This is a genomic window from Rossellomorea sp. H136 (genome assembly GCF_056838065.1).
In genome coordinates this window covers 971,594-986,416 of record NZ_CM166371.1, presented here as the reverse complement: position 1 = coordinate 986,416, position 14,823 = coordinate 971,594, and the positions used below count along the sequence as shown (strand labels likewise).

Below are 14,823 nucleotides of genomic sequence, written 5' to 3'. Positions count from 1 at the left end.
GGGAATTGTTGGCTCAGGAAATGGCTAACTATTCTTCCTGAATGAATTAAATATGCGCGATTTCTAGTGCTTTATTCGTTTGGTTTGTTTTGGAATAGTAGCTCGTTTCAAATTGATTATAAGTATAGGAGTGAAAAACACCTTCTGATGGATTATTATCGTCATCAAAGCATGTAGAGCTATGTAAAAGGGCTTTATATGCTTTTAAAGTGGCTTTAGCCATGGGATTCTCAATTGATTCCTGCTTATTGAAATACGGAAGTCGGTTCTTCAGCTCTGAAATACCAGAGACCGTCTTCCTCAAGGCTACCCTCGCCTGGCAGTTCTTCCTGTTTAATAGCCTTTAAAGAAGGCAGATAATTCGTATACAATGTTTTCAAATCTTTCCCTTGAATATTCCATTGTAGATATGGCGATATTTTCTCAAGAAATCCTAGTGCCTCTACAAAATCCTTCTCACCGATGATTTTTCCGATTCCCGCTTCGATCACCTGACGTTGGCGGATATTCCGTCCCTCGCCCCCTAGTGGATCGTCTTTTCTCATTCGAACATAGGGTAATACTTCATCTTGATCCAGTTCTATATTTCCTTCCGGGAAATGATGGCCATCATACGTAAATTCTCGTTTGTTTTGAACCTTGAGGGGTCCTAATTCTCTTATGATTTCTTCAAATCCGTTCATGTTCACTTTGGCATAGTAGTCAACGGAAATATCCAATAGTTTCTGTACGGTTTGAACCGTCAACGGTACGTCTCCATAGGTATAGGAATGGTTAAGTTTCGTCGTTTTATTCATACCTGGGATCTTCACTTTCGTATCCCTTGGCAGACTCACGATCTTTGTTTGATTGGTCTTAGGGTTCAGTTCTGCAACCATCAACACGTCTGGCCTCCCTTTATCGTTCTCCCGCTCATCTACACCCATTAACAGGATATGAATGGCTTGATCAACGTCCACGTCACCTTCAACTGTTTTCTCATGTAGTTCATTCTTGATACTCGTTTCAATAGGATGATAGGTATCATCAAAAAACGCACCTATCTTAGAAAATACAAAATATAAAAAGACTCCGGATATTACAGTTAATACAACTAATATACTAATTGCAATCTTCCACTTTAACTTCATTGATACTTTTCTCCCTCCTTAATACGTCATCGGTTCAATCTGTTCTGTTAATGCCTTCATACTATAGCCTTGATTGGACAGTTTTTGAAGGAGAGGCTCTAAATGAGTGCCCATCGACTGGTTCTCATACGGAAAGGAAGCTAGTCGTGACATGACACTTTGAACATACTCCTCACTAACTACATTCCAATCCCGTAATCTAAAGCCTTCTATCTTCACTGCGTCCAAATAATCCAGCTTCATATATGCTCGGACTCGTAAGGAACACGAATCAATTCACTATGAATTCCTGTAATGGACTCTAAAGTAGACTGGACCGTCAACATTTCTCCCACAACAGGTGGAAAGTATGAGTAAAATCACGGTCACTTCCACTAACCCGCCAATTCAATGGGTTTGATCCATTTTCTTTTATCCCTCGTCTACCCATGTCTATCACCTTTCTGTTTTCTAAGTTACGTTTAATGATAGAGTCATAGGAAAAGAAAAGGGTTACTTATTAGTTACAAATAACGACGACTTTTGTTACTTTTTTGTTACTTTTGTCGATTGAGTTTACACTATGCTAGTGAAAATCTGAAACGGAAAAGTTTCTATCACATTTTGTTTTGGAAGAACCATCCTATTTATTAGGATTATTAAAAGCCTGTTAGAACTTGTATTTGAGTTCTAACAGGCTTTGCTATTTATGTGCAATATTTTTAATTATGTTGATAAATGAAATGATTTCGGCTCTACAAACGACCTTACTTATACCTTTTTTACAAATTCAGATTTTAATTTCATAGCTCCAAATCCATCAATTTTGCAATCAATATCATGATCTCCATCAACTAAACGAATATTTTTTACTTTTGTACCTATTTTTAAGACAGATGAACTTCCTTTTACTTTAAGGTCTTTGATTATTGTTACGGAGTCACCATCGATTAAGACATTTCCATTAGCATCTTTGAAACTCTTTTTACTTTCACTTTCCTCTGTTTCTAATTCTTTAGACCACTCGTGAGCACATTCTGGACAGACAAAGAGGTTTCCATCTTCATAAGTGTATTCAGAATTACATTTTGGGCAATTCGGCCAATTAGACATACTTTTATTTCCTCCATTTGTTAATCTTCACTATTCATTATGTTATATAACTAATCAAGGTTGCTTAATTTTTAAAGTCCTTAATTTTACCTGTTCCATTACAAATAGAGCACTTTACTTTAATAAAAGGAATCTTCGTTTGCATTTTCCCCTTGCCTTTACAACGTTTGCACAGAACAATAATAGCCATTTTATATTCCTTCTTTACTTTTACTCTACTCTCCATTATCTGTATCTTTGATTTTATCTAACATTGTTATCGTATCAATAAGGTGATTATTGAATATTTCACGAGCGACACTTAGTAGGTCAATAATCATTGGATCTCGCAACGAATAGATAACCCTGTTAGCATCTTTGGTACCTGTAACGATATTTTTAGCTCTTAAAACGGTTAATTGCTGGGACACAGCAGATCCTTCACTTCCCACTAGGTTTTGAATTTCATTTACATTTTTGTCTCCTTCAGCTAAAAGTTCAAGAATTTTTATCCTTAATGGATGAGCAAGAGCTTTAAAGAAATCAGCTTTAAATTGTTGCATTTCTAAATTCAAATTAGTTCCCTCTCTTTCTAGATACAATTAAGATGTCGTAACGACTCCCCTTTTTGTCCATTGCTCTCCCGGGCGCTAGAAAGGGCTTTACATTCCCCTAATGGCAATATGTTTGCATCCGAGACACTTGTCCTTATTTAGATGTTCGATTGTAATATTTATTGCACTACCCGTATGGTCAAAAAAATGTTCTTTCCCCAGGTACTCATATAAACCTGTCTTAACACTCTTAGGTTGCGGCTTGATACCTGATATCAATACAATTCCATGTTTTGAAAAACTCTTTATGATACTTGATAAAAAAGATTCATTAGTAATTTTGCCCCACCAAATAGTGAAATTAATATACCTGCAACGATGGACGTTTATATTTGTATTCCGGTTTAACTCCAGAAGCAATCGCAAACGCCATCCCTAAAGGAATAGCAATTACCCCAACAACTAGACCAGACAGAAGGTCTTTTTGAAAACTTTGTAACGTATAGCTATTAAATCTTCCAGTAAAAAACCATCTATGTTGCATAGCGCCATTTCTCCATTTATAATAATCATAACATGTATATCTGATTATTTGAATATACCACTATATGAATTTACTCTGTTTCCTAACTAATGTCAGAATAAATTTTAGAGGTGATTTTTATGAAAATAGGAGATAAAGTTATTTATAATCGTGATTTATATCAGATTCTGTATATTTATACAACAGGATATTGTGAAATTAGGAAAGAAAAGGCGAACTATACTTTTGAATTGGTACATATGAAGGATTTAGAAAGAACTCAGGATACTTTTTATTTCTACATTGACCATATTTTTTAGTGAAAATTCAAATGAAAGGTTTCGTATATTGACCCATTGAACATCTTCATTTGAAAGATTTAAGAATGGAGCGAGAATATTGACAATGGAAATAAAAAAACAGGATCTTATACAGCATGGATTGAAGGTACTTCAATCCGTTGGTTCTCATTATATTTGTGAAGTCTGCATTAATAGTGGGAATTCTTGTTGTTTTGGGTGCCAACATTTAAAAGATGGGATTGGATGTCAAAAAAGAAATACCAGTTGCACCGCTTGGTTATGTGGTTTACAAAAGTTCTTTTTAAATGAGATTGGGTTGTTGGATGATTGGGAAAACTTATGGGATCAGATTCCAGGACAAGGTTTTCGTGAAGATAACACCCCAGAAAGGATAAACATAAAGTCGTTCCTTCCTTTTGATGATTTAGATGATAAAGCGGGTAAATTGGTAGCTGAAAAAATAGAATTATTTGTAAAAGGTGGAGGGGATATTGATAAGTTAGAAAGACAGTTGAACAAAGATTTTGTTCTTAAAAATTCAATTAATTTCCACCCTTTATTTAGAAGATAATATGGAATGACTTTTAATTTATGAGGTCCCTTAACCCTGTATAATTTTGCAATTGCCTATGTACTTTCATCGTTTCCGTTATCTCTTCAAAATTGAATATACTTAAATTAAGTATGGATTCAATTTTATATGACAAATATAGAATTTGTATACTTTGAGAAAAATAATGAGGGTGATAGCATGTTCAGTTTTATTTGGACGTTAATATTACTTTTTGGTCTAGTGATTCTGGCTATGCGTTGTATGGGTAAAACGGTTTTGGCTCAGTTGACGCCGCCTGACCTTGCTGCCATTGTGTTTATCGTCACGTTGTCCGTTAGACCGATCAAAGCAGATGGATTAGGACAGACTGTTATAGGGATTTTCCTTATAGTCCTCATGTATATCTTATTATCTAAGTTAAGCCTTTTTCGCTGGTTGAACAGACTATTCATCGGCAATCCGAGTGTGTTGATCAAACATGGAAAAATTTCAAAAACGGAATTACGAAGAACACGCTTTTCTCTCGTAGAATTATTGTCGGCTATTCGATCAGCAGGATACCCGAACATACAGGATATCGACTACGTGATTCTTGAACCTAATGGAGATCTTAGTATATTGCCTAACCAAGCTGTTGTTAATTTGACACCCAGCCACTTAAATATTGAAACAGATTATCGAGGACTTCCTATTGCAGTGATTGTTGAGGGAAAAATCCAGCAAAAAAATTTAAATTTGATTCAGAAAGATGAAAAATGGCTTCAGGAAGAATTAACGAATAAAGGAATTCACAAAATCAATAACATTTTTTATGCCGCCGTCAGTGATAAAGATCATTCTTTAATCGTTGATACAGGAAATCAATCATCTTGATGATTGTAATGACAATGTTTTTTTATCCTTGTAATTAACTATAAATTCTCCATATTCAATAAACTAATGGAAATGCCCCCAAATTTTAGTTTATATGTTGCAGATACTCAATTTCATTTTAAATTTCAGTAAATTATCCTATTTTTCAAAACAGTTTCCCTCTCATTCTCGGCATTTAATATGCTTATTAACTTAATGGCTATTTTTGCTTGAAATTAGTTTATAAGATGATTGAAAATATTTTTTTTGGAGGCTAAAAAATGCAATACGAAGCTAAAACCCCAAAGGAATATTTTGAACTACTCGACGATGACTGGAGAAAAGAGAAGTTATTAATGGTACGACAATTTATTTTTAAAAATGCGCCTGAGCTTGAGGAGGACATCCAATACAAAATGCTTTGTTATGGCAGTGATGCATTCAAATTATTTCATTTGAATGCTCAAAAATCTTATGTAAGTCTTTACGTAGGAAACATTGGAAAAATCGAGAGTGCTAATGCGTTTCTGACCGGGTTGGATTATGGAAAAGGGTGTATACGCATAAAAAAGTCGGTTGATTTACATGATAGTGGACTTGAAGTTTTCGTGAAAAAGACTATCGATATTTGGAGAGCCGGCTGTGACACTTCTTGTTAGAACTGCTTGAAATTCGAAATAATAAGGTAAGTGAGTTTTTCTCCAATATCTAGAATAGCTGGAAGGCTTAAAATATAATATTCTACTATCTTCTGTTAAAGGGCCTGATCGTATTATAGGGTCAATCAGATATTTCTGGTTGACCCTTTTTCATATCGATATATGATTACGGTAGCCAGGGTAGAACGGAAGCCCCCGTGGAACTTATTCCCATCCATTAAACAGTTCCCCCCCTTCTTCGTAATAACCCCATGCAACATGATAATATCACGTGATTATATATTCAAGCTAATCTTGCTATTACCGTCAAGTAGTATCGAACACCTCATGCTTATTAATTTTTATCACTTTCTGCTTATTAATTTTTATCACTTTCTGCTTATTAAGATTTGTGCCTGCCAGTTTCGGCAGGCACAAATCTCTAAAACGGGATTGCTTCTGGAAAATATTATGTGCAGTTACTAAGTTACGAAACTCTTATTTCACTAATAGCCATGCTTCCGAAATTCCGGGAGTATTCCCAAGGGTCCACCATCTTGCTTCATACATATGTCCCATATACGTAACGCGCTCACCGTGTGTTAAGAGATAAAGAGAATTGAAGGATCTAAATTACAAAACGATCTCCACTCCAAAATTTTCATTCATGTACTAGTGGTGCAAAGTATGTCGTTCTTCGTGAGTGGATTAAACGTTCTTGATTAAACCAAGCGTCAGATTGTAAAGTTTTAAATTTAACAACCAAAGCTTCTTCTTTCTCCTTTGAAGCTACAACTGGTTGATCCAGTCCATATAAAGGATCAAGGGTGTATAAACTACTTCTTCCTAAGTAACCTTTTTCTGTACCAATATAGTTTGCTATAACCGTGTAAGCTTGTGCTCCTATCGCAACTGCATCCCACGTAGCCATTGAACCTTTTGGATATTTATTAACTGAGATTTCTTTATTGATTTCCATCTCCCCTCCATATTGTCCATGCCACGCAGAGGGTATTGCTATGATATCAGCACGTTTGACCGCTAACACACCTGATGCCTCTGGATATCGAGCATCTTCACCTAATAGAACACCTATTTTCCCTAATTTTCGAGTCTCAAAGACTGGTAACAAAGAGCCAGGTTTAGCCCATTTTCTATCGGATTTATTAAGATGTGTTTTTTGATATTTCCCTACTGTCTCGCCATTAGATGACATAAGAATGGCAGAATTATAGAAGGCGTTTTCCTTCTTTTCAATAAACCCATACACAATAGACAGTTGATATTCTTTAGCTAGATTACTCATAAACATAGCCGTATCCCCTTTGGAATCCTCAGCAAGAAATTCTACTTCCTTTTTTCTTTTTCCATCAACAGGTCCCGTTAATGAGAGTTCAGGAAGTACGACTAAGTTTAAATCGTTATCTTCTTTTTTTGCTTGCTCTATCAACTTTTTAATTTTTTCTTTATTTTTTTCTTTATCTCCAATGATAGGTTCATATTGAAGAGCTGCTGCCACAACCTCATGGGAAGTAGTATTTTTAGTATAGTCCCATGGTGCAACATAATGAACAATTTCCTTGTATAGTTCTGGTCTTCTTTCATTTAGTGCATCTTTATTCTTATTATCAAAAAGTCTCGGATCAATAGTCGCATAAGTAATAGTTGGTTCATCCATATCTTCACTTTCATTCATTAGGACAGGAGCTTCAGCGAGCTTCTTTCCTTCAGGAGACCATATCGCACTTCCTCCAATCATATGGAATCCATTCTCCGTATTCGAGCGGTTGGCACTGATAACATATATACCATTCTGCTGTGCTCTCGCAGGAAGAGCAGAAATGGTCTGTGCTGAAGAATTAGTAGGAAAGGCTAAGATATCCGTTCCTTTAATGCCAGCTAATCTAGCAGTCTCATAATAGGCTGAATCCATACAAATATTGATTGCAATTTTCCCAATCTGAGTATCAAATACAGGTACACCTAGATCGCCCCAGGCAGCCCAATGCATTTCCGTTTCCCACATTTGCATTTTCCTATATTTCCCTATATATCCTTCTGGCCCTACCAAAGCAGCTGAATTATAATACAATCCTGTTTTTTTCTCTACTTCCGCCATTCCGAATACAAGATAGGCATTATATTTTTTCGCAAGCTTGGCAAAGGCATCTGTTGTTTTACCAGGAATGGTATCCACGAATGAACGAATTGCTTCTCGGTTTTCATAATCGTAGCCAGTTGTAGCCATTTCAGGAGCAACCACAAGCTTAGCACCATTCTTTAAAGCATCTTCGGTTATTTTTAATAATTCTTTAACGTTTTGTTCTCTTTTATTGAGTATTGGATTGAACTGTATAGAGGCTACTTGAAATGGTTTGTCTATTTTTTCGAAGGTGTTAGATTGATTCTTTTTGGTAAGGGCGTCTGATGATTCAAATTGACACCCTGCGGGTATAAAAACTGCTATGTAGATAAGAAATAGGAAGAGAAATTTTTTCATCGACAGCTTCTACTCCTTTGCATGATTAGAGTTTACACGAATAAATGTCTATTCAATATGATTCCCTGTTGAATATCTCTGACTTGCCCCTCTAATACGACTCCTCCTTTCTCTTCTTCAATATCTGCAAAACCACGATAATCAAAACCCCAGTAAAGGAACCCTTTTAGTGTTAGCTTTACAGCGAATAACTTTGGATAGAATTCATTAAAGATTTGATATCCTGAGTTAATGATGACAGCAGGATTTTGTTTACTTTCATTAAATTGATCTGGTATTTAGTAGCTTCCTTTTAACGTTATTCCATCACTATAAAACTCTACTTTTTTCTTTCATTTTTTTCACCTCTTATAATCATTCAATTAAGTCTACAAACGAAAGCGCTTACCCTAAACTTGTAATACAAGTATACTACCATTCTTTATTTTTTCAATATTTAATTGTAATATTCTAAATTTTCCGTATACTTGTATTACAAGTGTGAACTCACATATGAGGACTATGACTAACCGATAAAATATAATGGTAACGACAGTAATTTTTATGACGGAGCCCATGTTCATGAAAAAAACGCCAAAATTATTACAGCAAAGCTATTGAAACTTGCCGATTTGACCACGCCGTTGCTGCAAGGTTATCAGCTAATATCGCTTCAGGTTTAGTTGCATGCAGCACAATCATGGGACAAATCATCCGTGAAGATATGGCGATGATGTTCGGCCAATTTCATATGCAAAAAGCCCAAATGGGTGCTAAATGTGAGTGATTCCTGAATAGGAAAGATTCTCAGGTTGCTACTGCATTTCCAGTCAACATGAGAATCTTTTTTTAGGTACATATGGAATGGAATTATTTCATCATTGGAGGCATCGGCACGGTGTCATGTACATATTTAGGAGTCGGGGCTAGTTTAGGTTTCGATCCGAATGGACCAGCTCACTGATATATTGGAAAATAAAAAAATACGACAATCCTTTCAGTATTCCTTCTGAAATATAAAATACCTGTTTAAAAACAGGATTTAATGTAAACCTCCTTCTAATAATATTCTTCCTATATGTAAAGAATATATTTACTTAACCATTCCCAACGGAGGATTAACATGTCAACAGACAAAATCAAATTAACTTCAGCTGAAATTGCCACACTTTGGTCTGCTTATATGAACGACACCATGGCTCACTGCATCTTAGAATATTTTTTGGTCCATGCAAAGGATAGTGAAATACGTCCGCTTGTTGGATATGCAAGAACCCTTACAAAAACACATATTGAGAAAATGACTCAAATTTTTAACGATGAAGGACTGGCCATACCTGTTGGATTCAATATTGAAAAGGACGTTAATTTAAATGCACCTAGGTTATATTCGGATGAATTCATGTTAACTTTCTTAGACCTTATGTCAAAATCAGGGTTACTTGCCTATAGTGGATTTATTGCAATGAGTTCTCGCAAAGACATTAGAACTTATTTTATTGAAGGATTACATGAGACTACAAAATTGTTTGACGCATGCACGGATGCTGCTCTCATTAAGGGTCTAATTGTTAAAGCACCTTATATTGAATATCCAACTAGAAATGATTTTGTCGACAATAAATCCTATTTCAATGGTTTTTCCTTTTTTAATAAGGAACGCCCTTTAAATGCTATTGAGATATCATATTTATTTATGAACATTAAAACCAACTTACTTGGAACAAAGCTCGCATTAAGTTTTGCTCAAACCTCGCCGCGTGAGGATGTTCAAAAATGGATGTTGCGAGGAAGCGATATTTCAAAAAAGCATATTGAGATTTTTTCAAAAAAACTACTAGATAATAATATACAATCTCCTATGTCTTCAGATGTAGCTATTACAAATGAGACGACACCTCCTTTTTCAGATAAATTAGCACTATTTCTTATGAGTTTTTTAAGCGCATTTGGAGTGGGTAATTATTCCACAGCAGCTGCTGCAAGTCAGAGAAGTGATTTAGTTTTTAATTATGAGAGACTATCGGTGGAAATAGGACAGTATGCAAAAGATGGTGCAAATTTAATGATTAAGAATGAATGGTTAGAAGAACCACCAGGCACAATTGATAAAGAAAAGTTGTCTAAATCGAAAGATTCTGAGTAAGGTAATAATTCTTTTACTTTGACGATTATTAAAACCTCTCCTTTGATTCAAAGAGGCCGGAGTATTTGTGGTTGCAGGAGTTGTGAATTTCTGGGTATTTTAGCATAAAACGAGTCGATTCAAATAACCTTTTAGACAAAAAGCCCATCTCTTTTGAGAGGTAGCATTCGCAGAAAATGGATCCTTGCGATTTTAACAAGCAAAGCAGTTTTCCGAAATATACCCTAGAAATCTATCCAATTAATACAAAACCTTCCATAACAAGCAAAATGGAAGGCTAGCTGATTTAATGAAATAATAAGATATTTTTATTCATGATTAAACTTTTTATAAGCAATCCAATAATTCGTAACGAAGAGTGCCAACAAAATCCAAACGATTGTTAGTAGTACATTGCCTATTGCGCTTGTATTTACGTTTCCCGTGATTAGCGTTTCCATTGCATGCTTACTCATACTGGCTGGGTTTACTTGATCCATTATTGGACTCAAACCGACGAAAATCCTACAACCTATGAGAAAAATAATTGAAATTAAAGCGATAATACCTTGACTGTGAAAAATAGCACTTATCATTGTTGTGAAAGATACGATAAAAAGAACCCATACTAGATAAAAAAATAATCCAGTTATCATGTGTGAAAATGGAACAGCAGTAAAAAGATATTTTACATATAGGTAAGAAGTAAAGTATCCCATCGTTACACTAAAGGCTGCCATCAAATAATTTGATACCATTTTTCCACCTATATAAGAGGTAACGGTAACGGGCCTTGTTAAAATAAAGGCTAGCATACCGTTGGCTTTATCTGTTTGAATGATACCCATCATTGAAATCGCAAGAATCATTAGCCCAAGCTGATCAAACTGAGATCCTAAAGTACCTGCTAGTACTTCGCCTCCTTTTTGTGCTGTCATACTTGGATCAATGGTAATTCCCTGACCACCGCCTAATGCTTCTAGAATTGATGGTAAGTAATGAGTTACTACCGGCTGAGTTGCCCCTAAAAATACAAAAACAACTGGTAGCCAAATCACCTTATAATCACGTAACATTTGAACATATTCTTTTTTTATCAGTACAATTAAGGTATTCATTTCTGCACCACCAATTTTAAGAATATTTCTTCCAAAGTATCGTTATTCATTTCAAATTTAACGATGTTTACTTTATGTTCAAGTGCATTTTGGGTAATAAATTTTTGTTTATTTCGAGATTTTCAACCTTTACTTTAACCTTAAGTCCAATAACTTCTACGTCCTTCACATAAGGCAATTTTTTAACAACGTCAATCCATTTTTGATCCTTCGCTGTGATTTCAACGATTAACTTATCTTCGCTATTGCGGTTTAAAAGCTCAGTAATCGTTGTATCTTCTATTTTTGTTCCATCTTTTATAATGACAAATCGTTCACAGATTTCTTCCGCATCGCTTAATATATGGGTTGATAATAAAATGGTTGTATCTTTTCTTATTTCTTCAATCAGGTTTAATACTTCCCTTCGACCGATTGGATCTAGTGCGGATACCGGTTCATCCATGACAATAAGCGAGGGTTTATGTAGTAATGACTGTGCAATACCGAGTCGTTGTTTCATTCCACCAGAAAATGTACCAACCTTTGAGTTTCCTTCGTCCCTAAGTCCAACGTTTGTCAGAATTTCCGGTATCGAGTTTGTTAATACTTCTTTTTTCAATCCCGAAAGTTGCCCCATAAACGTAAGGTTTTCTCTTGCTGTCATCCAATGAAAAAAATTAGGATACTGTGGTAGGTAACCAATTTCTCTTTTCATTTTTGATATTTTTTTTCCGTTCAATAAGACTTCACCTGCATTTGGATTCATAATATCTGAAATCATTTTTATTAATGTGGATTTGCCTGCTCCATTGGGTCCAATTAAGCCGACACATTCCCCCGATTGTAGTTCCATTGAGAAATTATTGACTGCCATTTTCCCTTTAAATGATTTTGTTACATTTCTAATCTCTAATTTCAAGATTTCCACTATCCTTTCTCCCTATAACAAAGTACAGAATAGGTCCAAGTGTATTAGCAAAAAGAATAATTAGCGTCCATATAAGCACATTTTTTCTCGTCTTTCTATGTAGATACAAATCAATTAATGCAATTAAAATCAAAAGCGTACCCACTACAATAATCGGCAATATTATGGGCAGAAGAGCCATAAAATCAACGTCTTTAAGGTCATTTAATCCATAATGTAGTTGCATTCCCATCATCCCTTCCCAAAACTCATTATCATTATTAATAATGATAATTCAAGTGTGGATATGTTGCAATCATTATTCTCATTATTTATAATGAGAATTAAATTTAACTAATAAAAAGGTGATAGGATGAGTACTAAAATTGAAATATTGATGCATCCGGTAAGAATTAAAATTTGCCAAGCGTTAATGAGAAATAGAGAAAATGGGTTAACACCCTTAGAAATGGTTAAAACCCTTAATGATGTACCTCAAGCCACTCTATATAGACATCTACAAACTTTGGTTGATTCTGGTATTGCCCGTGTGATTAAAGAAAAAAAGGTAAAGTCTGTTTCTGAGAAATATTATGCTATAAATGAAGAAGAGGCCAAAATTGACGGAAGTGAATGGAAAGAATTATCGAGTAAGGAAAAGTTAGACTATATTTCCTATTACCAGTTATCGCTTATGACACAGTATCAAAATTACCTTAAGAAATTAGGTGAACAAAACAGTCAAGAGGACGGTGCTACTTTTTCTGTAGTGGAATTAAAGATAGATGAGGAACACTTTATACAATTTCAAAACGAATTAAACGAATTAATGACTAAATACTACCATGCCCAGAGTAAGGGCAACAAAAAAGAACCCCCAGTTCGGACCATCGCAATTACAATTATTCCAAATACTTAAGGAAAAGTTGGTGATTGGAGTACTGGACAAGTACTTATTAATTGCTCGATAGTCCATTGATCGATTACTGTAGCTTTGAATCCTATAAAAATATAGGCCGATGATTCCTTAGCGTAGGAAAAATCGGCTTTCTTTTCGTCGGGTTTTGCTTAACTTATGTGTTGATTTTTTTATTTGTAGGTAATTGATTTTAAGTAGTTCCACGCATGGTACCTACCTTACTCCTTCTCTCTCTCCTTGTATGACAATATCCAAAAGATTCTGTACAGATGCTATTCCTCGTACTTGCTCTATTAATGCATAATCAATGTATTCCAGTGACTTTAAAGCCATTTCCTTAGCCTGAGCAACGTTATTTTTTTCGAGATCTGACAATACTTCACGAACAATATCCAACGAATAAGCTACTCTTTGGACAGTTCGGATAATCAGTACCCTTCGAATATCTGATGGACTATATATACGGAATCCACTCTCTTTATGCCGCTCAGGATTTATTAATCCTTCCTTTTCCCAATGGCGAATCGCTGAGGCAGATACATTCGCTTCTCTTGCTACTTCTCCAATTGTAAAAAAATTTTTGTTATAGTATTTAGGAATTTCCATTAACTCTTTTAAATCAAGTATTTCTACTGTTCTTTGTACGGTTTCCTTTTCCGTATGGAGACCTACTTGTGCCTTATTAATTAGCCATAATGCCTCTAAGGCTTTCCCATTTCTGATAAGTGGCATAACTTCTTTAACCAAATCCATACCAAAGCCAGGTAATAGAGTACGAATACATTGAAAATAGGCCTCATGCTCATTGTTATAAATTCGGTATCCATTTTCTGCTCTTTCGACCGCAGGAATCAGCCCCCATGATTCATAATGCCTTAATGCACTGGTGCTTATATTCAATTTCTTGGCAATCTCAATACCTTTCATGAAAAACCTCCTTCATTTAAGTCTACAATTGATAATTAAACCTCATGACGGGTTTCTATTATAGAGTACATTAATTTCAGAGGTGAAGATACTAAACCTTAGCATTTGCATTAATATTGTACTATAAAAATATAAGGTGAAATTGAAAATCACCTTACGATAAATCTAATTCAAAAGGAGCGAATACCTATGCAAAATCATCAAGTGACTCAAACAATCGTACCTTATTTCATGGTACTAAGTGCATCACAATTTATTGAATTTACCGAGAAGGTTTTTCGATCAGAAGTAGTAAATGTTAACAAGTTAGAAGATACAGATGGCGTAATCCATGCAGAAATGAAAATCGGTGAAAGCACCATTTATTTTGCTGATACATCACATGATGGAAGTTGTGGTCCAGGAGTATGTGGAGATTTAATGAATGACGGTTTAGTCCCTATACAAATGTATATATATGTTGAAAACGTTGAGGACACTTATGTGAAGGCAATCAAAGCAGGAGCAACATCAATTATGGAAGTCATGGAAGATGAAGATGGTGGCTACATGGCAGGTTTTGTAGATCCATTTAGTCATTTATGGTGGGTTCATTCAAAAAAGTAAATCAGTAAAGAAGTAATTAGATTTTGCATGGAACTGGGGGAAGCTAGTTCCATTTTTTGTAAAATAATCTTAAATTTCCAATAATAAAACCTTGATAAACGAAATAAAAAGAGCGAGTTATGTAAAATAACTCGATC

Annotated in this window: 15 protein-coding genes and 4 pseudogenes; 7 read left to right on the top strand and 12 right to left on the bottom strand. The window is 35.0% G+C overall.

Annotated features, from left to right (window positions below):
- Nucleotides 1-46: 46 nt before the first annotated feature.
- From ACYH0O_RS04940 to ACYH0O_RS04915, 6 genes and pseudogenes are all read right to left on the bottom strand, one after another.
- Nucleotides 47-223 (bottom strand): hypothetical protein, encoded by a 177-nt coding sequence (locus ACYH0O_RS04940; RefSeq protein WP_482631409.1) that lies wholly within the window; start codon nt 221-223, stop codon nt 47-49.
- A 22-nt stretch (nt 224-245) separates the two neighbouring features.
- The gene (locus tag ACYH0O_RS04935; RefSeq protein ID WP_482631408.1) at nt 246-1,130 is read right to left on the bottom strand and encodes an LCP family glycopolymer transferase; all 885 of its coding nucleotides are present in this window, start codon (nt 1,128-1,130) and stop codon (nt 246-248) included.
- Nucleotides 1,131-1,148: 18 nt separating this feature from the next.
- The gene (locus ACYH0O_RS04930; RefSeq protein ID WP_482631407.1) at nt 1,149-1,373 is read right to left on the bottom strand and encodes a hypothetical protein; all 225 of its coding nucleotides are present in this window, start codon (nt 1,371-1,373) and stop codon (nt 1,149-1,151) included.
- A gap of 507 nt (nt 1,374-1,880) precedes the next feature.
- Nucleotides 1,881-2,222, bottom strand: a complete 342-nt coding sequence (locus ACYH0O_RS04925; RefSeq protein WP_482631406.1) for a zinc ribbon domain-containing protein YjdM — start codon at nt 2,220-2,222, stop codon at nt 1,881-1,883.
- Between the two features lie 215 nt (nt 2,223-2,437).
- Nucleotides 2,438-2,776, bottom strand: a complete 339-nt coding sequence (locus tag ACYH0O_RS04920; protein WP_149154089.1) for an ArsR/SmtB family transcription factor — start codon at nt 2,774-2,776, stop codon at nt 2,438-2,440.
- Nucleotides 2,777-3,093: 317 nt separating this feature from the next.
- A pseudogene (locus ACYH0O_RS04915) lies at nt 3,094-3,299 on the bottom strand (SulP family inorganic anion transporter); the annotation flags it as partial.
- Between the two features lie 378 nt (nt 3,300-3,677).
- On the opposite strand from ACYH0O_RS04915, the gene ACYH0O_RS04910 reads away from it, so the two are divergent.
- The 3 genes from ACYH0O_RS04910 (at nt 3,678) to ACYH0O_RS04900 (ending at nt 5,644) form a co-directional block, all read left to right on the top strand.
- Nucleotides 3,678-4,151 carry a DNA mismatch repair protein gene (locus tag ACYH0O_RS04910; protein ID WP_482631405.1) on the top strand — a complete coding sequence of 158 codons (474 nt, stop codon included), beginning with the start codon at nt 3,678-3,680 and terminating at the stop codon, nt 4,149-4,151.
- 180 nt (nt 4,152-4,331) lie between these two features.
- Nucleotides 4,332-5,006 (top strand): DUF421 domain-containing protein, encoded by a 675-nt coding sequence (locus ACYH0O_RS04905; RefSeq protein ID WP_482631404.1) that lies wholly within the window; start codon nt 4,332-4,334, stop codon nt 5,004-5,006.
- 260 nt (nt 5,007-5,266) lie between these two features.
- Nucleotides 5,267-5,644, top strand: a complete 378-nt coding sequence (locus tag ACYH0O_RS04900) for an iron chaperone (protein WP_482631403.1) — start codon at nt 5,267-5,269, stop codon at nt 5,642-5,644.
- A 477-nt stretch (nt 5,645-6,121) separates the two neighbouring features.
- Here ACYH0O_RS04900 and ACYH0O_RS04895 read toward each other — a convergent pair.
- Nucleotides 6,122-6,214, bottom strand: a pseudogene (locus tag ACYH0O_RS04895) (carbohydrate-binding protein); the annotation flags it as partial.
- Between the two features lie 70 nt (nt 6,215-6,284).
- On the bottom strand, nt 6,285-8,123 hold the full coding sequence (locus tag ACYH0O_RS04890) for a nitrilase-related carbon-nitrogen hydrolase (protein ID WP_482631402.1): 1,839 nt from the start codon (nt 8,121-8,123) through the stop codon (nt 6,285-6,287).
- 613 nt (nt 8,124-8,736) lie between these two features.
- Here ACYH0O_RS04890 and ACYH0O_RS04885 point away from each other — a divergent pair.
- Both ACYH0O_RS04885 and ACYH0O_RS04880 read left to right on the top strand, forming a co-directional pair.
- Nucleotides 8,737-8,880: pseudogene (locus ACYH0O_RS04885) on the top strand (DUF3231 family protein); the annotation flags it as partial.
- Nucleotides 8,881-9,225: 345 nt separating this feature from the next.
- Nucleotides 9,226-10,248 (top strand): DUF3231 family protein, encoded by a 1,023-nt coding sequence (locus ACYH0O_RS04880; RefSeq protein WP_482631401.1) that lies wholly within the window; start codon nt 9,226-9,228, stop codon nt 10,246-10,248.
- 308 nt (nt 10,249-10,556) lie between these two features.
- Here the strand turns inward: ACYH0O_RS04880 and ACYH0O_RS04875 are convergent, their stop codons facing one another.
- The 3 genes and pseudogenes from ACYH0O_RS04875 to ACYH0O_RS04865 all read right to left on the bottom strand — a co-directional run bounded on the left by ACYH0O_RS04875 (nt 10,557) and on the right by ACYH0O_RS04865 (nt 12,481).
- A complete protein-coding gene (locus tag ACYH0O_RS04875) occupies nt 10,557-11,345 on the bottom strand; it encodes an ABC transporter permease (RefSeq protein ID WP_482631400.1) in 789 nt (262 codons plus the stop codon).
- A pseudogene (locus ACYH0O_RS04870) lies at nt 11,342-12,246 on the bottom strand (ABC transporter ATP-binding protein). The gene ACYH0O_RS04875 and the pseudogene ACYH0O_RS04870 overlap by 4 nt, the downstream one beginning before the upstream one ends.
- Nucleotides 12,230-12,481, bottom strand: coding sequence for a PLDc N-terminal domain-containing protein (locus ACYH0O_RS04865; RefSeq protein ID WP_482631399.1), 252 nt, complete (start codon nt 12,479-12,481; stop codon nt 12,230-12,232). The pseudogene ACYH0O_RS04870 and the gene ACYH0O_RS04865 overlap by 17 nt, the downstream one beginning before the upstream one ends.
- A 126-nt stretch (nt 12,482-12,607) precedes the next feature.
- On the opposite strand from ACYH0O_RS04865, the gene ACYH0O_RS04860 reads away from it, so the two are divergent.
- Complete coding sequence (locus ACYH0O_RS04860; protein WP_482631398.1) at nt 12,608-13,153, top strand: helix-turn-helix domain-containing protein; 546 nt, start codon at nt 12,608-12,610, stop codon at nt 13,151-13,153.
- Between the two features lie 213 nt (nt 13,154-13,366).
- Here the strand turns inward: ACYH0O_RS04860 and ACYH0O_RS04855 are convergent, their stop codons facing one another.
- Nucleotides 13,367-14,080: a MerR family transcriptional regulator gene (locus tag ACYH0O_RS04855; protein WP_482631397.1), complete on the bottom strand. Its 714-nt coding sequence runs from the start codon at nt 14,078-14,080 to the stop codon at nt 13,367-13,369.
- Nucleotides 14,081-14,269: 189 nt separating this feature from the next.
- Here ACYH0O_RS04855 and ACYH0O_RS04850 point away from each other — a divergent pair, with 189 nt between their 5' ends.
- Nucleotides 14,270-14,686, top strand: coding sequence for a VOC family protein (locus ACYH0O_RS04850; protein WP_482631396.1), 417 nt, complete (start codon nt 14,270-14,272; stop codon nt 14,684-14,686).
- Nucleotides 14,687-14,823: the final 137 nt, after the last annotated feature.